General features: G+C 63.2%; 23 protein-coding genes. 3 read left to right on the top strand and 20 right to left on the bottom strand.

Annotation, left to right across the window (positions count from 1 at the left end; all coding sequences use genetic code 11):
• Positions 1-3: 3 nt before the first annotated feature.
• Together E8Q40_RS01920 and E8Q40_RS01915 are read right to left on the bottom strand one after the other, a co-directional pair.
• Positions 4-942 (bottom strand): 4-hydroxy-tetrahydrodipicolinate synthase, encoded by a 939-nt coding sequence (locus E8Q40_RS01920; protein WP_137042800.1) that lies wholly within the window; start codon positions 940-942, stop codon positions 4-6.
• Positions 943-980: 38 nt separating this feature from the next.
• Positions 981-1,703 carry an aspartate/glutamate racemase family protein gene (locus E8Q40_RS01915; protein ID WP_137042799.1) on the bottom strand — a complete coding sequence of 241 codons (723 nt, stop codon included), beginning with the start codon at positions 1,701-1,703 and terminating at the stop codon, positions 981-983.
• Positions 1,704-1,900: 197 nt separating this feature from the next.
• Between E8Q40_RS01915 and E8Q40_RS01910 the strand changes: the two genes are divergently transcribed.
• Positions 1,901-2,368 (top strand): Lrp/AsnC family transcriptional regulator, encoded by a 468-nt coding sequence (locus E8Q40_RS01910; RefSeq protein WP_137042798.1) that lies wholly within the window; start codon positions 1,901-1,903, stop codon positions 2,366-2,368.
• 23 nt (positions 2,369-2,391) lie between these two features.
• Here the strand turns inward: E8Q40_RS01910 and E8Q40_RS01905 are convergent, their stop codons facing one another.
• Genes E8Q40_RS01905 through E8Q40_RS01885 form a run of 5 tightly spaced genes read right to left on the bottom strand, consistent with a single transcriptional unit; the run spans position 2,392 to position 8,966 of the window.
• On the bottom strand, positions 2,392-3,891 hold the full coding sequence (locus E8Q40_RS01905; protein ID WP_168197714.1) for an indolepyruvate oxidoreductase subunit beta family protein: 1,500 nt from the start codon (positions 3,889-3,891) through the stop codon (positions 2,392-2,394).
• 14 nt (positions 3,892-3,905) lie between these two features.
• On the bottom strand, positions 3,906-6,050 hold the full coding sequence (locus E8Q40_RS01900; RefSeq protein ID WP_137042796.1) for an indolepyruvate ferredoxin oxidoreductase subunit alpha: 2,145 nt from the start codon (positions 6,048-6,050) through the stop codon (positions 3,906-3,908).
• 52 nt (positions 6,051-6,102) lie between these two features.
• On the bottom strand, positions 6,103-7,404 hold the full coding sequence (locus E8Q40_RS01895; RefSeq protein ID WP_137042795.1) for a TRAP transporter large permease: 1,302 nt from the start codon (positions 7,402-7,404) through the stop codon (positions 6,103-6,105).
• 6 nt (positions 7,405-7,410) lie between these two features.
• The gene (locus tag E8Q40_RS01890) at positions 7,411-7,935 is read right to left on the bottom strand and encodes a TRAP transporter small permease (RefSeq protein ID WP_370455223.1); all 525 of its coding nucleotides are present in this window, start codon (positions 7,933-7,935) and stop codon (positions 7,411-7,413) included.
• Complete coding sequence (locus E8Q40_RS01885) at positions 7,935-8,966, bottom strand: TRAP transporter substrate-binding protein (protein WP_137042794.1); 1,032 nt, start codon at positions 8,964-8,966, stop codon at positions 7,935-7,937. Before E8Q40_RS01885 ends, E8Q40_RS01890 begins: the two co-directional genes overlap by 1 nt.
• Positions 8,967-9,107: 141 nt before the next feature.
• On the opposite strand from E8Q40_RS01885, the gene E8Q40_RS01880 reads away from it, so the two are divergent.
• Positions 9,108-9,602 (top strand): MarR family winged helix-turn-helix transcriptional regulator, encoded by a 495-nt coding sequence (locus E8Q40_RS01880; protein WP_205995643.1) that lies wholly within the window; start codon positions 9,108-9,110, stop codon positions 9,600-9,602.
• Positions 9,603-9,628: 26 nt separating this feature from the next.
• Here the strand turns inward: E8Q40_RS01880 and E8Q40_RS01875 are convergent, their stop codons facing one another.
• The 8 genes from E8Q40_RS01875 to hpaR form a co-directional block, all read right to left on the bottom strand.
• Entirely contained in the window at positions 9,629-10,141 is a 513-nt protein-coding gene (locus E8Q40_RS01875; RefSeq protein WP_137042793.1) for a flavin reductase, read from the bottom strand.
• 23 nt (positions 10,142-10,164) lie between these two features.
• On the bottom strand, positions 10,165-11,727 hold the full coding sequence (locus tag E8Q40_RS01870) for a 4-hydroxyphenylacetate 3-hydroxylase N-terminal domain-containing protein (RefSeq protein ID WP_137042792.1): 1,563 nt from the start codon (positions 11,725-11,727) through the stop codon (positions 10,165-10,167).
• Between the two features lie 34 nt (positions 11,728-11,761).
• A complete protein-coding gene (gene hpaH / locus E8Q40_RS01865; RefSeq protein ID WP_137042791.1) occupies positions 11,762-12,565 on the bottom strand; it encodes a 2-oxo-hept-4-ene-1,7-dioate hydratase in 804 nt (267 codons plus the stop codon).
• Between the two features lie 3 nt (positions 12,566-12,568).
• On the bottom strand, positions 12,569-13,432 hold the full coding sequence (locus E8Q40_RS01860) for a fumarylacetoacetate hydrolase family protein (protein WP_137042790.1): 864 nt from the start codon (positions 13,430-13,432) through the stop codon (positions 12,569-12,571).
• Between the two features lie 22 nt (positions 13,433-13,454).
• The gene (gene hpaD / locus E8Q40_RS01855) at positions 13,455-14,435 is read right to left on the bottom strand and encodes a 3,4-dihydroxyphenylacetate 2,3-dioxygenase (protein ID WP_137042789.1); all 981 of its coding nucleotides are present in this window, start codon (positions 14,433-14,435) and stop codon (positions 13,455-13,457) included.
• A gap of 31 nt (positions 14,436-14,466) precedes the next feature.
• Positions 14,467-15,984 carry a 5-carboxymethyl-2-hydroxymuconate semialdehyde dehydrogenase gene (hpaE, locus tag E8Q40_RS01850; protein WP_137046537.1) on the bottom strand — a complete coding sequence of 506 codons (1,518 nt, stop codon included), beginning with the start codon at positions 15,982-15,984 and terminating at the stop codon, positions 14,467-14,469.
• A 16-nt stretch (positions 15,985-16,000) separates the two neighbouring features.
• A complete protein-coding gene (locus tag E8Q40_RS01845; protein WP_137042788.1) occupies positions 16,001-16,387 on the bottom strand; it encodes a 5-carboxymethyl-2-hydroxymuconate Delta-isomerase in 387 nt (128 codons plus the stop codon).
• 118 nt (positions 16,388-16,505) lie between these two features.
• Positions 16,506-17,057 carry a homoprotocatechuate degradation operon regulator HpaR gene (gene hpaR, locus E8Q40_RS01840; RefSeq protein WP_137042787.1) on the bottom strand — a complete coding sequence of 184 codons (552 nt, stop codon included), beginning with the start codon at positions 17,055-17,057 and terminating at the stop codon, positions 16,506-16,508.
• A gap of 309 nt (positions 17,058-17,366) precedes the next feature.
• Here hpaR and E8Q40_RS01835 point away from each other — a divergent pair, with 309 nt between their 5' ends.
• A complete protein-coding gene (locus tag E8Q40_RS01835) occupies positions 17,367-19,469 on the top strand; it encodes a transglycosylase domain-containing protein (protein ID WP_137042786.1) in 2,103 nt (700 codons plus the stop codon).
• Between the two features lie 2 nt (positions 19,470-19,471).
• On the opposite strand, the gene E8Q40_RS01830 is transcribed toward E8Q40_RS01835, so the two are convergent.
• The 5 genes from E8Q40_RS01830 to E8Q40_RS01810 form a co-directional block, all read right to left on the bottom strand.
• Entirely contained in the window at positions 19,472-20,680 is a 1,209-nt protein-coding gene (locus E8Q40_RS01830) for a multidrug effflux MFS transporter (protein WP_137042785.1), read from the bottom strand.
• Between the two features lie 38 nt (positions 20,681-20,718).
• Entirely contained in the window at positions 20,719-21,477 is a 759-nt protein-coding gene (locus E8Q40_RS01825; RefSeq protein ID WP_137042784.1) for a M48 family metallopeptidase, read from the bottom strand.
• 96 nt (positions 21,478-21,573) lie between these two features.
• Positions 21,574-22,914, bottom strand: a complete 1,341-nt coding sequence (locus tag E8Q40_RS01820) for a polyhydroxyalkanoate depolymerase (protein ID WP_137042783.1) — start codon at positions 22,912-22,914, stop codon at positions 21,574-21,576.
• Positions 22,915-23,042: 128 nt separating this feature from the next.
• Positions 23,043-23,861: an ABC transporter permease gene (locus E8Q40_RS01815; protein WP_137042782.1), complete on the bottom strand. Its 819-nt coding sequence runs from the start codon at positions 23,859-23,861 to the stop codon at positions 23,043-23,045.
• A gap of 160 nt (positions 23,862-24,021) precedes the next feature.
• Positions 24,022-24,783 (bottom strand): ABC transporter ATP-binding protein, encoded by a 762-nt coding sequence (locus E8Q40_RS01810; RefSeq protein ID WP_137042781.1) that lies wholly within the window; start codon positions 24,781-24,783, stop codon positions 24,022-24,024.
• Between the last annotated feature and the right edge of the window lie 39 nt (positions 24,784-24,822).

Raw genomic sequence — 24,822 nt, 5'->3', positions numbered from 1 at the left:
ACCTCAGGCGGCGGCCGACAGCGGCTTGATATTGTAGCCGTACTTCTTGTCGAGGCCGAGTTCCTGCACGATGCGCACGCCCTTCGCCAAAGCCTCGCCTTCGAGGTTGGTGAGCGGCTTGCGCAGATCGCCGGCCGGCATGCCGAGCGCCTTCATCAGCGACTTCACCGCCACCGGGTTGATCGCCGAATAGGTGTAGTGGAGGAGCGGCAGCAAGCCGAGATAGGCATTCTTGAAGCCTTCGGCTTCCGCGTAGCTCTTCCACGGGGTCGAAATGGTCGCGAGTTCGCCCGGCGCGATATTGCCGGTCATGTTCGCGGTGCCGTGGCCACCGAGGCTCATGGTCGGCACGACCAGGCCAAGATTGGGGCTGTCACAGCACATCACGGAGATACCGGTCTTGGCGGCCAGCACCTGGGCGACCTGGCCGACTCGACCCGTCGATTCCTTGTGCACGACATAGTTCGGATGCTTGAAGATGCGGATCAGGTTGTCCCAGTGCAAATCGCTCTTCACGCGCGGCGGGTTGTTGTAGATGCCGAGCGGCAGGTCGGTCGCGTCGGCGATATCGAGGAAGAAGCCTTCGATGTCGGCTTCCGGCGCGCAGATATAGGCCGGCGCTGCCAGAATGGCGCCATCGGCACCGTTGTCCTTAGCGAACTTCACATTGGCGATGGTGGAGTCGGTATTGTTGCCGGTGCAGCCGAAGAAAATCGGCATCTTTGCCGTCTTCATCTTGGCGCACTCGACGATGATCTTCTTCTTTTCCTCCGGCGATAGCATCGAGGTCTCGCCGGTCGAACCCATGATCAGAACGGCCGACGAGCCGTTGTCTTCGTGGAATTTGAGCAACGTGCGGAAGGCCGCGAAGTCCACGGTGCCGTCCTTGTTGAACGGCGTAATGAGGGCAACGAAAGAGCCGGTCATCAGCTTCTTGGTCATTTCAGGTCTCCGTCGGGGATCGGTGCAAAGCTCTGGTGTCAGGCGGCGTTTTTCCGGGGCGCATTATCACCAGCCATCGAAAATTCAACAGCCGCGTCAGCGTGGATCAGTGTTGAGTCGAACGCAGGGATGTCCATCATATCGGGGCTGATCAAGAGGCCAATTTCGGTGCAGCCAAGAATAACACTGTCGGCACCGTTGTCGCGCGCGCGGGCGACAATGTCGAGATAGCGCTGACGGGATTGTTCGCGGATCACGCCCTGGCAAAGCTCGCCGAAAATGATCTCATGCACGGTGGTTCGGTCGTCGGCGCCCGGAATGATGAGATCGAGACCATGCTTCTCCCGGAGACGCGACAGGTAGAAATCCTGTTCCATCGTATAGCGTGTGGCGAGAAGAAGCGGACGCCGGGCCGGCGTCGCCTTTACAGCCTCCGCGGTCGTGTCGGCGATATGGATGACCGGAACTGAGACCGCGCTCTGAATTGTATCGGCAAGTTTATGCATCGTATTGGTGCAGATGAGGACGCAGGCGGCGCCGCCGCGCTCAAGGCTGCGGGCGAGCGCCGAAAGCGTAGCCCCTGCCGCGTCCCATTCGTTGGCCTTCTGCATGCCGACAATGGCCTCGAAATTGACCGACCGCATCAGCACCTCGGCCGAATGCAGCCCGCCCAGCCGGTTGCGCACCTGCTCGTTGATGCGACGGTAATAGACGGCGGTGCTTTCCCAGCTCATGCCGCCCAGAAGGCCAATGGTTCTCATATCTCGTCTCGCTTGCAGTGATGCGTCGATGGTCGAGACAGGCTAACGGACTGGGCGCGATACGAACTGACTGTTTTTTATGGATTTCTCCCAGAATTGGGATAATTTTTTGCCTAGTTTTGAAAAATATTGATACCGTATTTCAAATACTGCGATGATTAAACAATCCTCATCCCCTGCCCAATGGGACGGCAACCGTGGATTCGATCGACCAGAAGATCCTCGACCTGCTTCAGGCCGACGCAATGCTGCAAGTCGCCGCGATCGCCGAAAAGGTCGGCATGAGCACGGCGCCGTGCTGGCGGCGCATCCGCAAGATGGAAGAGGACGGCGTCATCACGCGCCGGGTCGCCTTGGTGAACCGGCGCAAGGCCAACGTGCCGATGACCGTCTTCGTGTCGGTCAAGGCGCCGCGCCATGCCGTCGAGTGGCTCCAGGCCTTTCGCAAGCTGATCGCCGACATTCCGGAAATCGTCGAAGCCTGGCGGCTGACGGGAGACGCCGACTATCAACTGCGCATCGTGGTGCCGGATATCGAGACCTACGACCTCGTCTACCAACGCATGATCGGCAAGCTCGAATTCTCCGATGTCAGTTCAGCCATTGCGATGGAGGAAATGAAATACACCACGGCGATTCCGACCAAATACATCGCGGTCAAATAGCAGACACCGACCGAACATCCACCTCAAGCCGCCTCGGCAATCGCACCACTGTCGAGCAGGCACTTCGCCAGGCTTTCGCCATCCGGATCGACCAAGGCCGCCGTGCGCGCCGAAGCGATGGCATCGATGGCGCGATCAACCGGCATCTGGCCGGCGATTGCCGGCCGGATCAGGCCCGCTTCGATCCTGCCGTAGTTTGACAGCCCGCGCGCGTGCGTGTCGCCATAGCCCTTGATCAGCCGCGCGCATTCGGCGATCTCAAGCGCCAGCGTCGAAGAATGTTGCGCCGCCTCCGCGATCAAGCCGAGCCAAGATTCGATCTGCGCCTGCTCCTCGACGTAGCGATAGCCATAGGGTCTGATCGCGCGCAATTTCGCCAGCATGAGGAAACGCAGATAGCCGCTCACCGAGGTTGAATTGATCTCCATGCCGAAATGAACGCGGCCGAGCCAACCCTTACGCTCCGCCAATCTCAAGATCGGCCGGGCGATGAACGGCGGCAGCAACTGGCACAGTTCCTCGATGCCGGGCTTGAGGAAGTCATGCACCGAATAGGGCTCGCCCTTGGCGCGCAATTCCTCGCGCGCGATGCGGGTCATGCGTTCGGGCGAAATCTTCTCCTGGGCGACGCGCACCACGTCCTCATAGGACATGCGCACGGCGAGATGCCGCGCCACCTCCTTGAGCAACGCCCCTTGCGCACCGCTCTGTCGATCGGCCTCGGCGATGGGTTTCAGGCGATCGAGATAAAGCTGGGCATAGGCGACACTTTGATACGGCACGAGACGGCGAACGCCTTCGATGACGATCGGTTGTGCGATGCCGGGATAGGCCGATGCGGCCTGTTGCTCCAGCGACGCCAAGGTCGGCGCGGCGACCTTCTTGACGGCAGCTTCGCCGGGTACGGCTTGCGCCTGCGTGGCGAGGAGCCCGGCCTGGAAGCCGCGCCGATTGGCTTCGCCGCCCTTGCCGCCGCCGCCGATCGCCGCCAGGAATTGCTCGACGCTGATCGGCAGCCGGCCGGAACCGGCGATGGCACCGAGCATCACGGCATTGACCATCGCACCGCTCTCGTTCGCCAGCCGCGTCATGTCGAACATGACCGCATCGCGCGACTGATCCCTGATCAGCTTGATCAGTTTATCGTCGTCATAACGGCCATCACCCATGGCGGTCTTTTCGTCCATGGTGAAAAACCGGCTGAGCGAAGCGATGACATGGGTGCGATCCGGCGTGACGAAGCCGTTCATGACCGTCCGGCCGGCTTCGAGCAGCTCGCTCGCCACCACGACATCGATGTCGCCGATGCCCGGCGTCAGCGCCAGCACCGGACGCTTGCCATTCAGAGCCGTCGCGGGCTCAGGGAAAATCTCGATGTAATAGGTGGTCGCGCCGGTACGCTGCGCGACGCCGGGGATCGACGTAGACTGCACCGGAAATCCGGCCGCTTCCGCGGCGTTGACGATCCAGCCGGTGAGCACACCGCCGCCTTCGCCGCCGAGCGCGGCGATCAGCAGGGTCATGGGACGCGTTGCACTCATGTTGCGACAGCACCGTTATAGCCGCCGAGCCAGCCGATGACCGTCTGCCGGATCTTGAACAGAGTTCGATCCCACCAGGTAGCGTTGCGCACGATCTCGGCGCGATAGAACGACGGGCACAGCACCGCGGCGTGCGCGACCTCGCCGCACAGGCCGCAGCCAACGCAACTGTCGATGACGCTCGCCACCGGATCGGTGCGCAGCGGATCGGGCGATGGCTTCACCGTCAGCGACGGACAACCGGACAGACGAATGCAGGAATGGTCGCCGGTGCAGATGGCGTCATCGACGCCGTAGCGCGTGCGGGTGACGCGCTCGCCGCGCTCGAGCTTCACGGCGTCCTCGGCGCGGACGCGACGCTGCCGCGCCAGCTGGCATTCGCCGTCGGCAATGATGACCTTCAGCCCGTGCTCGGCGCTCTTCATCGCGTCCTTCAGCGTCGCCGCCATCTTGGCCACGCTGTAGGTGCGCACTTTGCGCATCCATGTCACGCCCATTGAGCGCAAGGTCCGCTCGATATCCATGCCGGGCGGCGTGCCGGAGCGGCTCGATTTGCTCGACGGCATGTATTGCAGGCCGGTCGCCGAGGTGTAGCCGTTTTGCATGACGACCAGCACGCCATCGCCCTTATTGAACAGGTTCGAGGCGACGCCAGTGATCAGTCCGTTATGCCAGAAGCCGCCGTCACCCATGATGGCGATCGGCCGGCGATCCATATTAGGACCGACCGCGGCGGCACTGGCGAGCGACATGCCATAGCCGAGGATCGAATTGCCAAACGAGAATGGCTGGAAGGTCGCGAAGGCATGGCAGCCGATGTCCGCCGAAATATGGGTCGGCCCGATCTCGCGCTGCATCAGCTTGATCGCTGAGAACACTGGGCGTTCCGGACAGCCGGTGCAGAAGGTCGGCGGCCGCACTGGCAACGCAGTGCCGATCGCCTGCGCGGTCGCTGCTTTGCGCGCAACGATACCGCGGCCCTTCTCTGCCAGCGCATCGGCGTCGACACCGTTCGGTCGCGTCGCTTGCAGGAAGCCGGCCAGCCCGCCGAGCAGCACTTCGGACGTGTACTCTCCGCCTTGCGGCAACAGCCCCTTGCCGTAGACCTTGGTCTGTATGTCGGCGCGGCGTAATTCGACATTGACCGCCTGCTCGATGTAATCGGGATGCCCTTCCTCGACCACCAGGACGGCACGCTTGCTGACGCAGAATTCGCGGATTTCCTCCGGCACAAGCGGATAGGCGACATTGAGCACCTGAAGCGGCACGCGTGAGGCGCCGAACACATCGGCGAGACCGAGCCGCTCCAACCCGCGCAGCACGCTGTTGGTCAGCCCGCCCATGGCGATGATGCCGATATCGGCCAGGTCGCCATCGATCGTTTGGTTGAGCTTGTGCTCGCGGATGAAGGCGCGTGCCGCCGGCAGCCGCTGCTCGACCTTCAGTTTCTCCTGGGCGTAGATCACCGGCGGATGCGCCAGCCGCGCATAGTTGAAGCGCGGTGGACCGTGCAGGCGGTTGAGGCCTGACACCTCACCCTTGCGATTGTCCTTGGCGTCGAATTGCCCGGTGACGTGGCAGGCGCGGATGCGCAGATCAAGCATCACCGGCGCGTGGCTCGCTTCCGACAGCTCGAAGCCCTTCTCCACCATGCGCACGATGGTCGGCAGATCGGGCCGCGGGTCAAGCAGCCACATCGACGACTTCAATGCGTAAGCGTAAGAGCGTTCCTGGATGACGCTGGCGCCCTCGCCATAGTCCTCACCGAGGATGATCATGGCGCCGCCGATGACGCCCGGCGACGACAGATTTGACAAAGCGTCCGCGGCGACATTGGTGCCGACGATCGACTTCCAGGTCACCGCGCCGCGCAGCGGGTAGTTGATCGACGCTCCCAGCATGGCGGCGGCGCTGGCTTCGTTCGAGCAGGTTTCAAGATGCACGCCGAGATCGGCCATAATGCCCTCGGCGTCGACCAGCACATCGAGCAGATGCGACACCGGCGCACCCTGGTAGCCGCCGACATAGGATACGCCGGATTGCAGCAGCGCCTTGGTGACGGCGAGAATGCCCTCGCCGTGGAAGGTGTCGCCGTCGCCAAGCTTGAGCGCTTCGACTTCTTTCTTAAACGAACGTTCCATGTCGTGGCCTCCCGGCCGCAGTCACAGCACCGATTGTCGCGATGCCCCGGCCTTACATGTGCGAGGGCAGCCAGGTCGCCAGTATCGGAAACAAAATTAGAATCGCGAGGCGGACGATGTCCGTCAGCACGAAGGGCAGAACGCCTTTGAATACGGTCGATAGTTTGACGTCCTTGATCACGCTCTTGATAACAAAGACGTTCATGCCGACCGGCGGGTGGATGAGCCCGAGCTCCACCGTCATCACGATGATGACGCCGAACCAGATCGGGTCGAAGCCGAGCGCCTTGATGACCGGAAACACGATCGGAATCGTGAGGATGATCATGGCCATCGCATCCATGATACAGCCGAGCACCAGGTACATCAGCAGGATCAGGACCAGCACCCCATAGGGCCCGAGACCGAGGCCGGTGAGGAACTCGGTGAGCCGCTGCGGCACCTGCGTGACGGTCAGGAAGTAGCCGAAAATCAGTGCGCCGATCAGGATCGTGAATACCGAGGCACTGGTACGCAGCGATTCGATGAGGCTGCGCATGAACTCCTCACGCGACAACTTGCGGCGCAGGACCGCGATGATGAAAGCGCCGGCCGCGCCCATGCCGGCCGCTTCGGTGGCGGTGAATATGCCGGCATACAGACCGCCGATAATGAAGAAGAACAGCAGCACCACCGCCCAGATGTCGCGCAGCGCATCGCGGCGCTCGGCCCAGCTATGGCGCGGCGTCTTGGGCAGATAGCCCGGCCGGGCGAGCGCGATAACATTGATGGTGAGGATGTACATGGCGATGGCGAGAATGCCCGGCACCACGCCGGCGATGAACAGTTTGCCGATATCCTGCTCGGTGATCAGGCCGTAGACCGCGAACACCGTCGACGGCGGGATCATGATGCCGAGCGAGCCGCCGGCCGCGATCACGCCGGTGGCAAAGCTCTGCGGATAGCCGTATTGCCGCATCTCCGGATAGGCGACCTTGGAGAACGTTGCAGCCGTCGCCACCGAGGAGCCGCAGATCGCGGCAAAGCCGCCACAAGCCGCGATGGTGGCAATGCCGAGGCCGCCACGGAAATGGCCGAGAAAGGTGTTCGACGCGCGAAACAGTTCGCGGCTCATGCCCGAGGACGAAGCGAAGGCACCCATCAGCAGGAACAGCGGAATGACGGCGAATTCCGCGTCGGTCGCGGTGCGGATCGGCGACTGCGCCAGGATCTTCAGCGCCGGGCCAATATCACCGATGACGTAGCCGAAGCCCAGCACGCCGACCGTGCCCATGGCGATGCCGACCGGTACGCGAAGCATCATGAGCGCGAACAGCGCAATAAATCCGATGGCGGCGACGGCGTCGGTGCTCATGAACGGTTACTCGACTGAATGGATTTCGCTCGGTCGGGCGAGCTTTTCGGGCCAGAACACCAGCCGCACGGTGCGAGCAATGAGCAGAACGACGGACGACGCCAAGCCGATCCACGCGATGAAATAATAGACCCAGACCGGCTGGCGCAGGTCGAAAGTCCCGACATTGTCGGCGCGTGTACCCACGACCTTGACCGCGAACATCCAGGTCAGCGCGACCATCGCAACCAGCGTCACAAGCGCGGCAAACACGTCCAGGGCGCGCTTGGCCCAGGGCGGCGACGCGCTCCACAAAAGGTCGACCGAGATATGGTCGCCGCGATAACCGGCGACGGCAATGCCCCAGAAAATCAGGATCCCGAGCAACAGACGCGTAAAATCGTAGGAATCGGGAATCGCCCACGCAAAGAAGTAGCGCAGCAGCACAGAAACGAATGTCAGCAAGGTAACGACGGCGAGAAAACTCGCCGCCGCCACCTCGATGGCATCGATGAAGCGGTCAACCGGACCGCGGGCCACCGCGCCGTTCATCAGTAGGCCGACTTGAACTTGGCAAGCTCGGCCTTGAGCTCACTCATGATGCTGTCGGGATTGCCGCCGGCTTTCTTGACACCATCCGCCCAGGTCTTCTGCAGCGGTTCGGATGCCTTCTTCCATTGGGCCAGTTGGTCCGCGGAGATGGTGTAGACGTCATGCCCTTCGGCCTTGAGCTTGGCGATGCCGCTATGTTCGAAGTCGGCCCACGGGCCCGCGACCTTCAGCGCCCATTCGTTGGTGCAGTGGTCGTCGATCACCTTCTTCTGCTTCGCGGACATCTGATTGTATTTGTCCTTGTTGAAGACCAGCGCGAAGGTGGTCACGTAGAGCGGTACCTCCATGTGATACTTCGTCACCTTGTCGATGCCGAACAGCGGGATCGAACCCCAGGGGAAGGTCACCGCGTCGGCGACGCCCTTTTCGAGGATGTCACGCACTTCCGGCGCGCTCGACTGCACGTTGGTGCCACCGAGCTGGGTGACGAAAGTCGCCATGGTGGCGTGCGCCGGGCGGATCTTCATGCCCTTGATGTCGTCGGGCGCCATGATCTTCTTGGACTTGGAATGGAACGTGCCCGGGTCATGCACAAAGGCGAGGCAGAACTTGACGTCCTTCATCTCCTTCTCGGCGTATTTGCGATACCAGGCGTCGAGCGCCTGCGAACCGCCCTTGCCGTTGGAGATCAGGAACGGCAGTTCGCCGGCACCGATGATCGGGAAGCGGCCGGGCTGGTAACCGGGATTGATGTAAGTGAGGTCGGCGATGCCATCGCGCGCCATGTCGTAATGATCGAACGCCTTGCCGAGCTGCTGCGCCGGATAGACCTTGTAGTGAATGGTGCCGCCGGACTCCTTCTCGACCGACGCGCCCCAGGTCTCAAGCGCCTTCTGCAACGGGTGCGACGGCGGCACCCAGTGCGAAATTTTCAGATCGAATGTTTTGTCTTGCGCCGATGCGGCGGATGCGCCGCCGACGAGTACCGCCAGGGCAGCGACGTAGGCATATTTCGCGATGCGCTTTTTCATAAGTTCCTCCCTCTGTTTTGGTTGGTTGTAGCGCCAACTTTTCCGATATTGAACCGAATGTCGGAACCGTTGTAAAGAGATGGTTTGATCTCAAACTATATACGACGACTGTAGAATCCGCCGGTTCTGGAGACGCGTGCAGTGCGGAAAGACGATCGCAAAAAGGTTGGGCGCAACGGCCGCGACGGCGAAGCCGCCGCCAAGCCGGTCGATTTCGGCCCACTGGCAACCTGGGTGGGCTTTAACCTGCGCATGGCGCAGGAGGCGTCGTTTGAGGCTTTCTCCCACCACTCGGCTGCGATCGGCGAGAACCCGGGCCGGTTTGCGACGCTGACGTTGATCGCGCGCAATCCCGGAATCAGTCAGACTGAATTGAGCGCGGCCAGTGGCCGCGACAAATCGAGCCTGACTCCGGTGGTCGAGGATCTGGTGCGGCGCGGTCTGGTCGAGCGCAAGCGCGTCGCCAGCGACCGGCGCGCCTATCGCCTCAATATGACTGCGACCGGCAGAAAGACTTTGGCCTTGATGACCCGCGCCGCGCGCAAGCACGAGCGCAATCTCGACAGCATCATTGGAACGCGAGACAAAAAGCGTTTTCTCGATATCCTCAAGCGAATTGCGGCAAAAATCGAATAGCCGCCGATGCCAACGCGCCATCGCTGTCATCCGCCGAAACTCCCGGCCTGGCCGGGGACGTGAACGTAGTTGCGGTCGAAGTACAACAGCGCGTGCCCATCCTTCCGGCTACGCACGTCAATGACTTCCCCGATGAAGATATTGTGGGTGCCCACCGGCCGGACGTCGGCCAGCCGACAATCGAAAGACACGATGGCATCGGCGAGAGCTTGGTTGCCGGATGGCAGGCTGGTCCACGCCGCGGCAGCGTAGCGCGCATCCATGTCGCTCAGGCCGCCGGCAAAAGTGGCGGCAAGCTCCTTATGCTCCTGGGTAAGCACATTGACGCAAAAGCGCTTGTTGGCGAGGAACATCTCGGTCTGGCTCGAGCGGCTGTTCATGCACACCAGCAAAGTCGGCGGCTCGTCGGTGACGGCACACATCGCCGTCGCCGTGAAGCCGCCGCGCCCGGCCTGTCCATTGGACGTGACGACGTTGACTGGCGCACAGACGCGCGCCATGGCATTGCGAAATTCCGTCCTCGTCACGCTTTGTGTCATGGGCGTCGTCCCAAGAGCCTCGCTCATTCGGCGGAATTAGGTATGGCACTGGCGCTGTTGAACGGCGGCAGCCAGGTGTCGCCGGTCCAGCCGTTTTCGTCGTAATCGGCCATGCAGCGGTCGACCAGCGCCTCCATCTCCTTCAGCCGACCGCCGCGCTCGGCGCCCTTGAGAACCTGCAAGCGCACTTCCTCCGGCGCGCCGGCATAATTGAGTTCATAAAGCGCGTGACGCCCGGCAAATTCGGTGCCGGTGGCGTCCCACAACAGCTTCATGATCTTGATGCGCTCGATATGGCCCATGTCGTTCGAGCCGCGCACATATTGCGCCAGATAGCGGTCGATCTCGGGATTGGCGAAATCCTTGGCCGACGACGGCAAATAGATGAGCCCCGAAGCGATGACGCGGCGCACGATGTCGATGACCTTGGGATAGGCCTCCGACATGAAAGTGCGGTAGCACAGCGCCGCTTCGAGATTGGGCAGCACCGCGCCGTTCGCCCACGGCACGGGATTGTAGGCCATGGCGTTGGAGAAGGCCCAGAACTGGTGGCGAATGGCGATCACCTCGCCGAGCATCGCCTGATTGCCCCGGAAGGCATCGCCGCCGGTAGCGCGCAGCGCTTTCGCCAGCAGGCCGGTGATGAAATCCAGCTTCACCCCCAGCCGCGTGCAGCCCTGGAAGCAATAGCCGTGCATGAAGCCCGACGCCGGGTGAAACGACAGGATCTTGCCCGCGTCGCGCAGCACCAGCACATCCTCCCAAGGCACGAAAACATTGTCGAGCACCAGGATGGCGTCATTCTCGTCAAAGCGCGACGACAGCGGGTAATCGAACGGCAGGCCGACGGTGTTGGCCATCTGCTCGTAGGACACGCGGCAGAACATTTTCAGGTTCGGCGCGTTCATCGGCACGATGAACATCACCGACATCGAAGGATCGTCGGTCACGGCTGCCGAACCCTGCGCCAGGAAATTGTAATGCGTCAGCGCCGACGACGTCGCCACCACCTTGGCGCCCGACACGTAGATGCCAGCGTCGGTTTCCTTGGTGATGTGCACGAACACGTCCTTCACCGCCTCGGCCGGCTTGTGGCGGTCGATCGGCGGATTGACGATCGCGTGGTTCATGAACAGCACGGCTTCCTGCGCGCGCTTGTGCCAGGCTCGCGCGTTTTCCTTGAAGGGCCCGTACCACTCGGCATTGGCGCCGAGCGTGTTCATCAGCGCCGCCTTGTAGTCGGCGGTGCGGCCCATCCAGCCATAGCTCATGCGCGCCCAGTCGGCGATGGCGCCCTGCTGCGCGACGAGCTCCGCCGATGAACGGGCCACCCGAAAATATTTGTGCGTGTAGCCGCCTGAGCCGGTATCTGTGGGTGAGGTCAAGCGATCCTTGGTCTTCGGGTCGTGCAAGGCATCGTAGAGCCGCGCCAGCGAGCGCACCGAATTGCGCATGGCGGGATGCGTGGTGACATCCTTGATGCGCTCGCCATTGATGTAGACCTCGCGGCCGTCGCGCAGCGATTCGAGATATTCGGCGCCGGTGAACGGCCTCTTTTTGTCGGCGCGGACGTCTTCGGCTCGCATGGTCAGCCCTCCTTATCCCGGAAGCACATTCGATTTACGCGAAATGACAACTGACAGTTCCATAAGGTCCGTAGTCGGCGACGATGGTGTCGCCGTGCCGCGCTTCGATTGGCCGAATGAAGGAACCGGCGAGCACGACCTGGCCGGCCTCGATGCCGCCGCCGTAAACGGCGAGGCGATTGACCAGCCAGACGATGCCGCGTGCCGGATGATTGAGCACGCCGGCGCCGAGCCCGGTTTCCTCGACAATGGCGTTACGCGATACGATGGCGCCCATCCAGCGCAGATCGACATCGTCAGGCCGTAGCGTGCTGCCGCCGGTGACGATGCCGGCATTGGCGGCGTTGTCGGAAATTGTATCGACAATGGTGCGGGCCTTGCCACTGGCCTTGTCGACGCGATGGATGCGCGTATCGAGAATTTCCAGCGCCGCCGTGACGTATTCCGTCGCCTTGAGCACGTCGGCGATCGTCACGTCCGGACCGCGCAACGCCGTCTTCATGACGAAGGCGATCTCCGCTTCGATACGCGGCTGAATGAAGCGATCCGGCGCAATCGTAGCGCCGTCGTCGAAGGCCATGTCGTCGAACAGCGCGCCGGAGTCGGGCGTATCGATGTTGAGCGCGGACTGCATCGCCCGCGAGGTGAGGCCGATCTTCCAGCCGATGATGCGGCGGCCGGCCGCCAGCTTGCGCTTCACCCAAGCGGTCTGGATTGCGTAGGCGTCCTCGATGGTCGCTTCGGGGTAGGCGAGCGAAATCAGCCCGGTCTGCACGCGCGTGCGCTCGGCCGTGTCCAACCGTTCTACCGCCGCCTCGATCTTGTCCGCCGCGAGCATGGCCTATCCCTCATCCGCGATGCCGTTACGCAACAGGCCGATGCCTTCTGCCTCGACCTCGACGATATCGCCGGGCTTGAGCCAGACCGGCGGATCGAACCGTGCGCCGGCGCCGGTTGGCGTGCCGGTGACGAGCACGTCACCCGGCACCAAGGTGGTGAAGGTCGAGACGTAACTGATGATCTTGCGAAACGAAAAAATCATGCGGCTGGTGCGGTCGTGCTGGCGCACCTCGCCATTGACCCGCGTCTCCAGCGCAACATCGGCGATCTGGCTTTCGTCGGTGTAGGGAATGAGCCAGGGGCCGATGGAACCGGTGCGGTCGAAGTTCTTACCCTGCGTGACATTGAACTTGGCGTGCCGCACCCAGTCGCGGATCGTGCCTTCGTTGCACAAAGTGAGCGCGGCGATGTGGCTGAGCGCTTGCGCTTCGGCAATCCGGCGGCCGGTCTTGCCGATAACGATGGCGATCTCGCCCTCGTAGTCGAGCTGTTGCGATTCGGGCGGCCGGATCAGCGGCGCGTCGTGACCGACGAAGGAGCGCGGGAAGCGCACGAATAGCGACGGATTGCTCTGCGCCGCCTGGCCGTCCTTGTACTCGGCATTGCGGTCGGGGAAGTTGACGCCGACGCAGATGATTTTCTCCGGTGCCGGAATCGGAATGTCGTAGCGGATGGCGTCGAGCGGCAGATCGGCGGCAAGCTTCTCGCCCTCGTCGGCGAGACGCGCCAGCGCGCCGGCCTCGATGACCTCGCGCAAGCTCGGCCAGTGCGCGCCATGGCGCGCCGACAGATGAACGATGCCGTCGTCGCGGATCGCGCCGTAGCCCGCCTTGCCATCGATCGTGAAGCTTGCGATCCGCGTCATCATTCCATCCCAAGAAGGACCGTCACGGCGCCACGATCGGTTGCGCCTTCAATTCGGCATCGCGCACATCGACCCCGGCGAAGAACGTGCCTTCCTCGAACCAGGAGCGCGGCGCCGGCGCGCCCCACAAGGTCTGGCGCTGCGGGTCCTTCAGGTCCCAGCGGATCGGCTCGTGCTCGGGATCGACCGTCTGGTAATCCGAGCAGTACAGCTCGATGCGGTGGCCATCGGGATCGCGAACATAGAGAAAGAAGGCATTGGAAATGCCGTGGCGACCGGGACCGCGCTCGATATTGGCGAGGTAGCCGGTCGTCGCCATCAGATCGAGCAGCTCAATGATATTGAGCGGCGACGGCACCCAAAACGCGGTGTGGTGCAGGCGCGGCCCGCGACCGTTGGTGAAGGCCATGTCATGCACACCGCCCTTGCGGTGCATCCACGCCGCCCACAGCTTTCCGGATTCGGCATCGTCGGTGTACTCGGTGACGCGGAAGCCGATGGAATTGTAGAACGCGACGCTGTCATCGACATTGGTCGAGAAGCAATTGAAGTGGTCGATGCGCAGCGGGCTGACGCCACGGTACAGCTTGTATTTCTGGTGGATCGGCGGCAGCCGGTCCATGTGACAATAGAATTCGAGCGGAATGCCGATCGGATCGCGCGTGCGCAAAGTACGCCCCTGCCATGGCCGCTCGACCCATTCCACCGGCAGGCGCTGCGCCTTGAACCAGTCATGGGCCTTGTCGAGATCGCCCTCGTCGTAGACCTTGAACGACAGGCTGTTGGCGACCGGCTTTCCGCCACGCCGCAGGACGACGCAATGGTGGCCGCGCTCTTCGAGACCGCGCAGCGTGATGGTCTCGCCGTCCTCGTAAGTCACCTGCAGGCCGAGCGTATCGACATAGAAGGTGCGTGAAAGCGCCAAGTCGGTGACGACGAATTCGACATGCGACAGGCGCACGATATTGAAGGGCGGGTAGAGGTTCGGTTTCGGCAGCGGCATGGTTCCCCTCCTTGATCGATTCCGTGGGCTGTTAACCGCCGAGTTTCGCGATCGCGTGGCTCGTCGTGGCGAAGGCGACGTTCTTGGTTTCCATGTAGAAGTCGAACGACCAGTCGCCGCCGTCGCGGCCAATGCCGGAGTTCTTCACGCCGCCGAACGGCGTCGGCAGGTGCCGGACGTTCTCCGAGTTCACCCAGATCATGCCTGCTTCGAGAGCGTCGGTGAACCGCAGCGCGCGCGTCACGTCGGAGGTCCAGAGATAGGCGGTGAGCCCGTAAGAAACGTCGTTGGCGAGCGCCAGCGCGTCGGTCTCGTCCTTGAACGGTATCGCCGTCAGAACGGGGCCGAAGATTTCTTCCTGGGCGATTCGCATCCCGTTGTTGGCTTCGGTGAACAAGGTCGGCGCCACGTAGCAGCCGCCGCCCGGCCCTTCGACCTTGCCGCCGCCGGCCGCCACGGTCGCGCCTTCGCGGCGGCCGATGTCGAGGTAATCGAGCACTTTGCGTTCATGCTGCGGATGAATCAGCGGCCCGATCACGGTGTCCGGGTCGAGCGGATGGCCGACCTTGATGCGCTTCGCCTTCTCGGCGACCAGACTGGTGAACTTGCCGTAGATGGATTGCTCAACCAGCAACCGCGATGAAGAGGTGCAGCGCTCGCCGTTGAGCGAGTAGATCATGAACACGGCGGCGTCGGCCGCGCGCTCGATATCGGCGTCGGCGAACACGATCACCGGGTTCTTGCCACCGAGCTCGAAATGCACGCGCTTCAACGTCGCGGCGCCTTGCGCCATGATCGCCGACCCGGTGCGGCTTTCGCCGACGAAGCCAATGGCCTTGATGTCGCGATGCTCGGTCAGCGCCTTACCGGCGTCCTCGCCGAAGCCGTTGACGGTGTTCCATACGCCTTTCGGCAACCCGGCCTCTTCCGCGATCTCGACCAGCAGCCGTGCGGTGAGCGGCGACAGCTCGGCCGGCTTGTGCACCACCGTGCAGCCCGCTGCCAAAGCCGGTGCGATCTTCCACGTCGACAGCATGAACGGCGTGTTCCACGGCGTAATTATGCCAACCGGCCCGATCGGCGCGCGGCTCGTCACATTGAGCTGGCCGTCCATGCGCAACGCCTTGCCGTCGCGCGCTTCCGGGGCGCGGTCGGCGTAGAAGCGAAAATTCTCGGCGCCGCGCAGTGCCGCCTTGGCCATGAACTTCAGCGCCTGGCCGGTGTCCATGCATTCGATGAAGGCGATCTCTTCCGCGCGCGCAACAATTGCGTCGGCGATCCTGTGCAGCAGTGCCTTGCGTTTGTCGCCGCTGAGCGCGGCCCAGCCGGGAAAAGCCTGCTTTGCCGCCTTCGCCGCTCGGTCGATGTCGGCGGCCTTACCGTGCGCGACCTTGGCCAGCGGCTTCAGGTCGATCGGCGAAATGGTGTCGAAAGTCGCGCCATCGGCCGCCGGCACGGCTTCGCCGGCGATCTGATTGAGCACGCCAGCTGCACGGAACCGCGCGAGATATTCGTTCGCTTTGGCGAGGTTGGTATCGAGCTTGCTCATGATCGCTTTGGCTTCGTCACTTGCCGCGCAGCCGCGGGTGAATGGCATTCTTCTTCCAGCTCAGCGCCGAATCGATTTCGCGAATTTCAAGCGACAGGGCGAAATGCGGTTCGGCGAGCAGCTTGGCGCAATGCGCTGTCGCAGCGGCGAAAATCTTGTCGCCGGCCGCCTTCTTGTCCTCGGCGCTGCGCCCCTCGCCGAGGCGAAACGACATGTCGATGAACGAATTGCGCGGATCGAGATCGGCAATGGCGAAATGTTGTGCTGCGAAGGCGCGCACGCGCACCGCGCCGAGTTCGAACAGACCGGACGCCAGCACGGCGGCATGCAGTTCGCGGCACAGGCCCGCGATGTCGGCCCTGCCCTCGAGATTGGCCGAATACTCGAGCGAGAGATGCGGCATGACGTTTCCTGACCGGCTTTTTTGTTACTTAACATGTTAAGTTAATCGAAAGCGGTCGCGAGTCAACGGGGTCGGCGCCCCGCCTGGCTGAGTTCTTCAGAGAGCCCGGTTTTCGCGCTTACGGCGCCCGTCTTCCGTTCACTGCGCTGCGGCGGCTGACGGCTTTGCCGCCTTTCTTGCCGCCTTTCTTGCCGCCGTGCTCCTGGAACACGCCGGTTTCGATCGGCGCCGCCAGCGCCGCCTCGAGATCGCGCAGCATATCCTGGAGGCGCGCCAGTTGGTCGGCGCCATAGCGTTCGGCGATCTGCAAATAGATCGCCTCCGAATGCACGCCGGCCTTGGCGATGAGATCGCGGCCGCGGGCGCTGATAGACACCAGACCCCGGCGCAGATCGATCTCCGAGATACGCCGCAAAATGAGGCCGCGCTCATCGAGGTCGCGGAGAATGCGTGACAGCGACGGCGGCAGCAGGAAGGTCCGTTCCGCCAGCGCCATGATCTCGATGGTGTCGACCGCGGACAGCGCGCGCAGCACGCGCCATTGCTGTTCTGTGATGCCGAAATGATTGAGGCTGGGGCGGAAGTGGCTCATCACCGCCTCACGCGCTCTGAGCAGCGACATTGGCAAGGACCGCGAGAAGTCCCGTATCTGGGTCCGTGTCTTCGCCATCCTTACGCCCGCTTCGTTCCTTGCCGGCCTCTCACGGTGGCCCCGTCCATCGTCGCTTCACCCATTAAGCCCGGACACGATGTGGCGCAAACCGGACCCGCCGGCCTATGTGGGCCAATCGGCGCCGCGCCGAACAAAAAAACAAGATACTGCAAGAGGTTGCTGCGCGGTTTGAACGCCAGCTTACGGGCGCGAACGGCCTCGAAAAGCGCTATTTCTTTACGGCCCCTTAAACCGCGCCGCATACGCTTTGCCCGGGGATCGGCGCCTCGAGGGACGCCGGCGTTTTGTCGAATTTGGGTTGCGCAGATGGCGTCGGGACCGGGACGATCAGGCGGCCGCCGGGAGCCGGTGTTCGATGACGCGCCCGAAGTGCGCGTGACGCCGGCCAACGGCGGCGGCCCTTCGCGACCGCGCAAAGCCTCTTCGAAAAAGAAGAAAGCCCGGTCGAAAGCGCGCGGGCGCAAGCGCTCGCTCGTCGGCCGCGTCGCCTACTGGTCGCTGATCGCCTGCATCTGGGTTTGCATCGGCCTGACCGCCGTTGTCGGCTATGTCGGCGCGCACCTCCCGCCTATCCAGTCACTCGAGATTCCGAAACGCCCGCCGACCATCCGTATGCTGGACACGGCCGGCAACGAGTTCGCTCGCCGCGGCGACATGGCCGGTGAGGTGCTGGCGCTCAAGGACATGCCGCCGCACGTGCCCAAGGCCTTCATCGCCATCGAGGACCGGCGCTTCTACGATCACTATGGCATCGATCCTTACGGCATCGCCCGCGCGGCTTACGCCAACATCATGCATCGCGGCGTCGCCCAGGGCGGCTCGACACTGACGCAGCAACTCGCCAAGAACCTGTTCCTGACGCAGGAACGCACGCTGACCCGCAAGCTGCAGGAGGCAATGCTGGCGATCTGGCTGGAGCGCAAGTTCTCCAAAGCCCAGATCCTCGAGCTATACCTCAACCGCGTCTATTTCGGTGCCGGCGCCTACGGCATCGAGCAGGCCGCTCAGCGCTATTTCGGCAAACCCGCGCGGCAGCTCACCATCGGCGAGGCGGCCCTGCTCGCCGGCCTCGTCAAATCGCCGTCGCGGCTTGCCCCGACGCGTGACTATAACGCCGCCGAACGCCGCGCCCGTATCGTGCTGGCCGCCATGAGCGAACTCGGCTTCATCACGCCGGCGAACGAGAAGCTGGCCATCGCCAAACCGCCCCGCATCGTGGCGCAGGTCAACAGCGCGTCGAGCAATTACGTCGCCGACTGGATCATGGATGCGGTCAACGACACACTCGGCCATATCGAGGAAGATATCGTCGTCCAGACCACGATCGACTCAGGCGCGCAGGCAAGCGCCGAGAAGGCGCTGGCCGAAGAATTCGCCAAGGCGGCGAAGGTCGGAGCAACGCAGGCGGCCCTGGTGTCGATGACACCGAATGGCGCGGTGCGAGCGCTGATCGGCGGACGCAGTTACGCCGAAAGCCAGTTCAACCGCGCCGTTGCCGCCAAGCGCCAGCCGGGCTCGGCGTTCAAGCCTTTCGTCTATCTCACCGCGCTCGAGCGCGGGCTGACGCCGGACACCGTGCGCGTCGACGGCCCGATCAAGATCAAGGGCTGGGCGCCGGAGAACTACAGTCACGAATATTTCGGGCCGGTGACGCTAACCCGCGCGCTGGCGCTGTCGCTCAACACGGTGTCGGTGCGCCTCACCATGGAAGTGACGCCGATGGCGGTGATCCGCACCGCGCATCGGCTCGGCATCGCATCGAAGCTCGAGCCGAACGCCTCGATCTCGCTCGGCACGTCGGAAGTGTCGCCGCTCGAACTCACCGGCGCCTATGCCGTGTTCGCCAACGGCGGCAATGCCGTAACCCCCTATGTCATCGAGCGTATCAGCACCGTCGAAGGCAAGGTGCTCTATTTCCGCAATCAGCAGCCGCTCGGCCGCATCGTCGATGCCGGAACCGTCGGCATGATGAATCAGATGATGCAGGAAACGCTGACCATCGGCACCGCGCACAAGGCCGATCTTGCGGGCTGGCCGGCCGCCGGCAAAACCGGCACCAGCCAGGATTTCCGCGACGCCTGGTTCATCGGCTATACCGCGCACCTCGTCACCAGCGTGTGGCTCGGCAACGACGACAATACGCCGATGAAGAAGGTCACCGGCGGCGGCTTGCCGGTCGAGATCTGGAGCCGCTACATGCGCGACGTTCATCGTGGTGTGCCGGTCGCCGGCCTGCCGAGCGTGCCGTCACGCGGCTTCTTCGACAGCCTGTTCGGCGGCAACCAGCCGGCAGTGCAACAACCGCTGCAGCCGCCCGCCTCCGTGCCGATGGCGAGCAATGAGCAACGCCAGACAACGGGCGCGAGCCTCGACGGCTGGCTGCTCAACAATCTGTTCGGCCGGCGCTAAAATTAAATATCGTGGGCGGCGGCGTGGCTTTTGCGAATGCCGCGCGTCGCCATCCAGATGACGAGCGTTGTCAGCCCCATGATCGCCACCGCGGCGGCGAGCGGCATCGCGCCGCGATTGAGCATCAAGCCCACCAGCGAGCCGCACAGCGCGGCACCCGTCTGCTGAATGAAGCCGAACAGCGATGACGCCGCGCCGGCACGCTCGGGAAACGGCGTCATGGCGCCGGCGACCGACTGCGGCAACACCATGCCGAGGCCGGTCAGATAAATCGTCATCGGCAATACGACAGCGAGCGACGACGCAAAACCGATATAGAGCGAGACAAAGAACACGATGCCACCGATCGTCGCCAGCACTGCACCGATTCCGATCACGAAGTCGATACCGAGACGGATAACGATACGCGCTCCGATATTCGAGCCGATCAGATAGCCCGCAGATCCGATCGCGAAGACAAAGCCGAACTCGAAGGCCGTCAGCCTGTAAACGTTCTGCAACAGGAATGCCGAGCCGGCGAGCCAGGCGAGCAGGCCGGAATAGGTCGCGGTGCCCATCGCCAGATAAGCGCAGTAAGCGCCGTTGCGAAAGATGACGCGATACGACTGCCAGATCGACCCGATGGACACCCGTTCGCTGGCGCGCGTCTTCAGCGTTTCCGGCAGCCAGAAATAGGTGGCGACGGCGACGATGGCACCGAGCACACCGAGCACACCGAACACACCGCGCCACCCAACCCCCGCCTGCACTATGCCGCCAAACATCGGCGCGAGCACCGGCGCGAGCGCCATCACCGACGAGATGAACGACATCTCGCGCGCGGCCTGACGGCCGGAATAAAGATCGCGCACCACCGCGCGCGACAGCACCACGCCGCCCGCGCCGCCGAAGGCCTGCAGCAGACGCGCGCCGATCAGCATCTCAATCGATGTCGACATCACGCACAGCACGGTTGCGGCCAAAAAAATGCCCATCGACATCAGCAGCACCGGCTTGCGGCCATGCCGATCCGAAAACGGCCCGTAGACGATCTGACCGACGGCGAAGCCGAACAGGAACAGCGAAATCGTGAACTGCACCTCGGACGGCGAAGCGTGCAGCTGCTCCGCAATCTGCGGCATCGACGGCAGGTAGAAATCGGTCGACAGCGGGCCCGACGCGGCGAGCGCCGCCAAAAGCAGCGTGAGCGCTAAAGTGCCGGGAACGAGCATTTGCTTACCGAAATGTCCTGAGGTGGGCGCGGCGGAAACTAGCCGCCATTACCATAGCGATGCAAATCGGCACCGTTGGCATCGAGCCAGGATTTGGCCAGGCGGAAGTCGGGGCAGATGCGCGCGACCTGCCGCCAGAAGGCGCGGCTGTGATTCATCTCGACAAGGTGCGCGGCCTCGTGCGCGGCGAGGTATTCAAGCACGAAAGGCGGCGTCAGGATGAGGCGCCATGAATAGGACAGCACCCCCGTGGTCGAACACGAACCCCAGCGGCTCGACTGGTCGCGCACCGACACGCGCCTGAGCGTCACGCCGAGCGCGTCCGCCGCACGCCGGCTGGCGATATCGAGATCGCGCCGGGCTTCCTTCTTGAGATAGTCGTGAACCCGGCGGGCGACATGCGGCGCATCGCCGGCCACGCAGAGCAGCGCCGCCTCGCCCTCGGTCTCGGTCCAGACCGTGCCGCGCGCTTGCGGCCGGTGAACGATGCGGTGCGGCACGCCACGCAAGGGCAGCACCGCGCCGTCGGCGAAGGGGACCGGTTGCGGCAATCGCGCCATCCGCGTGGCGATCCAGGCGGCGTTGCGCTCGGCAAAATCACGCGCCTGCTTGAGGCTGCCGCGCGGCGGCAGTGTCAGCACCACCTCGCGCGTCGCCGACTGCACTCGCAAGGTGTAGCGGCGCGCCTGCGCATTTCGGCGCAGCGCGATCTCGAAGACCTCTTCGCCGAACGAGATGGCGATGACCGACGGCTCGCTGGCGCGGCGCGAAAACAGGGCGCGGAAGGGGAGCGACATGATGGGCTCTACGGCAGAATCTATTCTACTTTGCCATAGAGCGACCGCGTCGGTCACGCACGGCGCGAGCCGAAGCATCAACCGGTAGGCGGCGAGCTACTCCGCAGCCTCGGCATTCCGCTTCTTGCCGCCGCCGATGCCGCCATTGTGCGACAGCATGAAGTCGGCAATGCGGGGCTGAATCTCGGCGCGGAAACGCGAGCCGTTGAAGACGCCGTAGTGGCCTACGCCGGGCTGCACATAGTGCACCTTGTCCTCGGCCGGAATGTTCGGACAGAGCGCATGCGTGGCTTCGGTCTGGCCGACACCGGAAATGTCGTCGTGCTCGCCTTCGACGGTCATCAGCGCGACACGGCGGATCTTGCCCGGGTCGACCGGCAGGCCGCGATGGGTCATCTCGCCCTTCGGCAGCGCGTGCCTGATGAAGACGGTATTGACGGTCTGCAGATAGAATTCCGCCGACAGGTCCATGACGGCAAGATATTCGTCATAGAATTCGCGATGCTTCTGCGCCGAGTCGCCGTCGCCCTTGACGAGATGCGTGAACAGGGAGCGATGCGCTTCGACATGGCGATCGAGGTTCATGCTCATGAAGCCGGTGAGCTGCAGAAAGCCCGGATAGACGTCGCGCATGAAGCCGGGATGCGGGAACGGCACCTTGGTGATGACGTTGCGGCGGAACCAGTCGATGTCCTTGTCCTCCGCCAGCTTGTTGACGGCGGTCGGCCTCACGCGCGTATCGATCGGCCCGCCCATCAGGGTCATGCTGTGCGGCACGTAGGGGTCGTCGTTGCCTTCCATCACCGAGACCGCGGCGAGCACCGGAACCGCCGGCTGACAGACGGCGACGACATGGCAATCGCCTTGCAGCATGTGCAGCATCGAGATGACGTAGTCGATATAGTCGTCGAGATCGAACTTGCCTTCGGCGAGCGGCACATTGCGCGCATTACGCCATTCGGTGATGTAGACCTCGTGATTGGGCAGGAAGGCTTCGACCGTGCCGCGCAGCAGCGTCGCGTAGTGGCCGGAGAGCGGAGCAACGATCAGCACCTTCGGCTGCGGGCGGCGCGGAGCGCGCTCGAAGTTGCGCTCGAAATGCAGAAGCCGGCAGAACGGACGTTCCCACACCGCGTGAATGTGAACCGGTACGCGTTCACCGCCGACCACCGTGTCGTCGATGCCCCATTCCGGCTTGCCGTAAATACGCGTCGTGCGTTCGAACACTTCGGCCGCCGCGGCCATCGACTTGCCATATGTCGTGTGCGCCAACGGATTGCCGGGATTGCGGAAGAACAGCCGGGTCGCATCGGCGAGGCGGCGCGACGGATCGAGCGCGGCATGGCCCATTTCATAGAGCCAGTAGAGCGGCGCCGAGAGAACGCCACCGCTTGTGGACGGCATTGCCGCCGCTCCGTCGAATTCACCAATGGGCATCAGCTCGTTTTCCAGTTCTTCTTTCACTGCGGCACACTGTCGGTTTTGACGCACCGCGTCAATATAACGCACAAGTATGAGATTCGGGTTTACGCCATAAATAGCCCAATAGTTACAGTTATTTAAGGCTACTCGCCGGTCTGCATCAGCGAGCCATTGGCCCGCGCGCTCTCCAGCAGGCGGACGAAGGCGTAAGCGGCGGCGGCAAACAACGCCGCATTGAACACAAAGGCCTCGACCATCAGATCGGCGCGAAACACCTGATCGATGAGCAACGCCCTCATGCCTTCGAACACGTAGGTGGGCGGCAGGGCCCAGGCAACGTATTGCAGCCATGCAGGCAACACCGACACCGGGTAATAGACGCAGGTAAGCGGCAGAAACAGGAACATGATGGTCCAGGCCATGCCTTCCGCGCCCATGCCGTTCCGCAGGAGTAAACCGGCAACGAAAATGCCGATCGCCCAGCTCGTCAGGATGAGATTGACGAAGAAAGCGGCGAGCGCGAGCCCAAGGCCCCAGAGATTGAAGCCGAAAAAGGCCATCGCCATGAACGTCACAGGGATCATGCCGATCATCAAGCGGACGATGCTCATGATCATCAACGCGGCGACGAACTCGGTCGCGCGCAACGGCGACATCATCAGGTTGCCGAGATTGCGCGCCCACATCTCTTCGAGAAACGAAATCGAAAACCCGAGTTGGCCGCGGAACAAGATGTCCCACAACAGCACCGCGCCGATGAAGGTGCCCGCCGCGCCGGCGGCGAAGCCGGCGTTCTTGGATACGTAGAGCTGGAGGAAGCCCCACATCAGCATCTGCACCGCCGGCCAGTAGACCAGATCGAGCAGCCGCGGCCATGACGAGATCAGCAGATACCAATAGCGCCGCACCATCGCGGCAACGCGATGAAGTGAGAAGGAAGCCGTGGCGGTGTGGGTCGTCATGATGCAGCGCTTCGTTTCTCATACGAGCGGCAATTCCAATCTCCGTTCGTCCCCGCGAAAGCGGGGACCCAGAGCGGTGAATTCGAAACTGGCAATAAGAACTGGGTTCCCGCTTCCGCGGGAACGAACGGTGTGGGTCGCATGCGCCAGCTCATGACCATCACACTGCCGCCTCCCTCTTCTCCCCGCGGCCGCGGGCGACATCGAGGAACACTTCCTCGAGATTCTCGCGGCCGTAGCGCGCCAGCAGCCGGTCGGGCGTGTCGTCGTCCTCGATACGGCCGCGCTTCATGATGATGACGCGGTCGCACAGGCGTTCCACCTCGTTCATGTTGTGCGAGGCGAGCAGGATGGTGGCGCCGGTCTCGGCGCGGTAGCGCTCGAGATGGCCGCGCACCCAGTCCGCCGTGTCGGGATCGAGCGAGGCCGTCGGCTCGTCGAGCAGCAGTACATCGGGCTTGTTCAGCAGCGACTTGGCGAGCGACACGCGCGTCTTCTGCCCCGCCGACAGCTTGCCGGTCGGCCGGTCGAGGAATTCGGTGAGGTCGAGTTCGGAGGCCAGGGTAGCGATACGCCCCTTCAAATCGGTGACGCCGTAAAGCTGTGCGAACACGGTGAGGTTCTGCCGCACCGTGAGCCGCATCGGCATGTCGACGTAAGGGCTCTCGAAATTCATGCGATGCAGGACGCGGTAGCGTTCCGCCGGCATGACCGCGCCGAGCACCCGGACGGAGCCCGAAGTGGGTGTGACAAGCCCCATAATGGTGGCGATGGTCGTGGTCTTGCCGGCGCCGTTGCCGCCGAGCAGGCCCGTGACCGAGCCGGGCGCAATGTGGAACGTGATGCCGTCCACCGCCGTCGCAGCCTTGTAGCGCTTGACCAGATTGTCGACGGCGATCGCCGCCGGTGAGGTGGCATCCATGAGACGTCCCGGCCGTTCATGTCAGATGTGACCTTCCGC

Source organism: Pseudolabrys sp. FHR47 (assembly GCF_005153485.1).
Classification (GTDB): Bacteria; Pseudomonadota; Alphaproteobacteria; order Rhizobiales; family Xanthobacteraceae; genus Pseudolabrys.
This window is presented reverse-complemented; position numbering and strand designations above follow the sequence as displayed.

What these genes read in the sequence shown, in the direction of transcription:
- E8Q40_RS01920 (WP_137042800.1), bottom strand. Translation starts at nt 942, where the DNA reads ATGACCAAGAAGCTGATGACCGGCTCTTTCGTTGCCCTCATTACGCCG.
- E8Q40_RS01915 (WP_137042799.1), bottom strand. Translation starts at nt 1,703, where the DNA reads ATGAGAACCATTGGCCTTCTGGGCGGCATGAGCTGGGAAAGCACCGCC.
- E8Q40_RS01905 (WP_168197714.1), bottom strand. Translation starts at nt 3,891, where the DNA reads ATGACCCTGCTGATCGCCGCGCTCGGCGGCGAAGGCGGCGGTGTGCTC.
- E8Q40_RS01900 (WP_137042796.1), bottom strand. Translation starts at nt 6,050, where the DNA reads ATGGAACGTTCGTTTAAGAAAGAAGTCGAAGCGCTCAAGCTTGGCGAC.
- E8Q40_RS01895 (WP_137042795.1), bottom strand. Translation starts at nt 7,404, where the DNA reads ATGAGCACCGACGCCGTCGCCGCCATCGGATTTATTGCGCTGTTCGCG.
- E8Q40_RS01890 (WP_370455223.1), bottom strand. Translation starts at nt 7,935, where the DNA reads ATGAACGGCGCGGTGGCCCGCGGTCCGGTTGACCGCTTCATCGATGCC.
- E8Q40_RS01885 (WP_137042794.1), bottom strand. Translation starts at nt 8,966, where the DNA reads ATGAAAAAGCGCATCGCGAAATATGCCTACGTCGCTGCCCTGGCGGTA.
- E8Q40_RS01875 (WP_137042793.1), bottom strand. Translation starts at nt 10,141, where the DNA reads ATGACACAAAGCGTGACGAGGACGGAATTTCGCAATGCCATGGCGCGC.
- E8Q40_RS01870 (WP_137042792.1), bottom strand. Translation starts at nt 11,727, where the DNA reads ATGCGAGCCGAAGACGTCCGCGCCGACAAAAAGAGGCCGTTCACCGGC.
- hpaH (WP_137042791.1), bottom strand. Translation starts at nt 12,565, where the DNA reads ATGCTCGCGGCGGACAAGATCGAGGCGGCGGTAGAACGGTTGGACACG.
- E8Q40_RS01860 (WP_137042790.1), bottom strand. Translation starts at nt 13,432, where the DNA reads ATGACGCGGATCGCAAGCTTCACGATCGATGGCAAGGCGGGCTACGGC.
- hpaD (WP_137042789.1), bottom strand. Translation starts at nt 14,435, where the DNA reads ATGCCGCTGCCGAAACCGAACCTCTACCCGCCCTTCAATATCGTGCGC.
- hpaE (WP_137046537.1), bottom strand. Translation starts at nt 15,984, where the DNA reads ATGAGCAAGCTCGATACCAACCTCGCCAAAGCGAACGAATATCTCGCG.
- E8Q40_RS01845 (WP_137042788.1), bottom strand. Translation starts at nt 16,387, where the DNA reads ATGCCGCATCTCTCGCTCGAGTATTCGGCCAATCTCGAGGGCAGGGCC.
- hpaR (WP_137042787.1), bottom strand. Translation starts at nt 17,057, where the DNA reads ATGGCGAAGACACGGACCCAGATACGGGACTTCTCGCGGTCCTTGCCA.
- E8Q40_RS01835 (WP_137042786.1), top strand. Translation starts at nt 17,367, where the DNA reads ATGGCGTCGGGACCGGGACGATCAGGCGGCCGCCGGGAGCCGGTGTTC.
- E8Q40_RS01830 (WP_137042785.1), bottom strand. Translation starts at nt 20,680, where the DNA reads ATGCTCGTTCCCGGCACTTTAGCGCTCACGCTGCTTTTGGCGGCGCTC.
- E8Q40_RS01825 (WP_137042784.1), bottom strand. Translation starts at nt 21,477, where the DNA reads ATGTCGCTCCCCTTCCGCGCCCTGTTTTCGCGCCGCGCCAGCGAGCCG.
- E8Q40_RS01820 (WP_137042783.1), bottom strand. Translation starts at nt 22,914, where the DNA reads ATGCCCATTGGTGAATTCGACGGAGCGGCGGCAATGCCGTCCACAAGC.
- E8Q40_RS01815 (WP_137042782.1), bottom strand. Translation starts at nt 23,861, where the DNA reads ATGACGACCCACACCGCCACGGCTTCCTTCTCACTTCATCGCGTTGCC.
- E8Q40_RS01810 (WP_137042781.1), bottom strand. Translation starts at nt 24,783, where the DNA reads ATGGATGCCACCTCACCGGCGGCGATCGCCGTCGACAATCTGGTCAAG.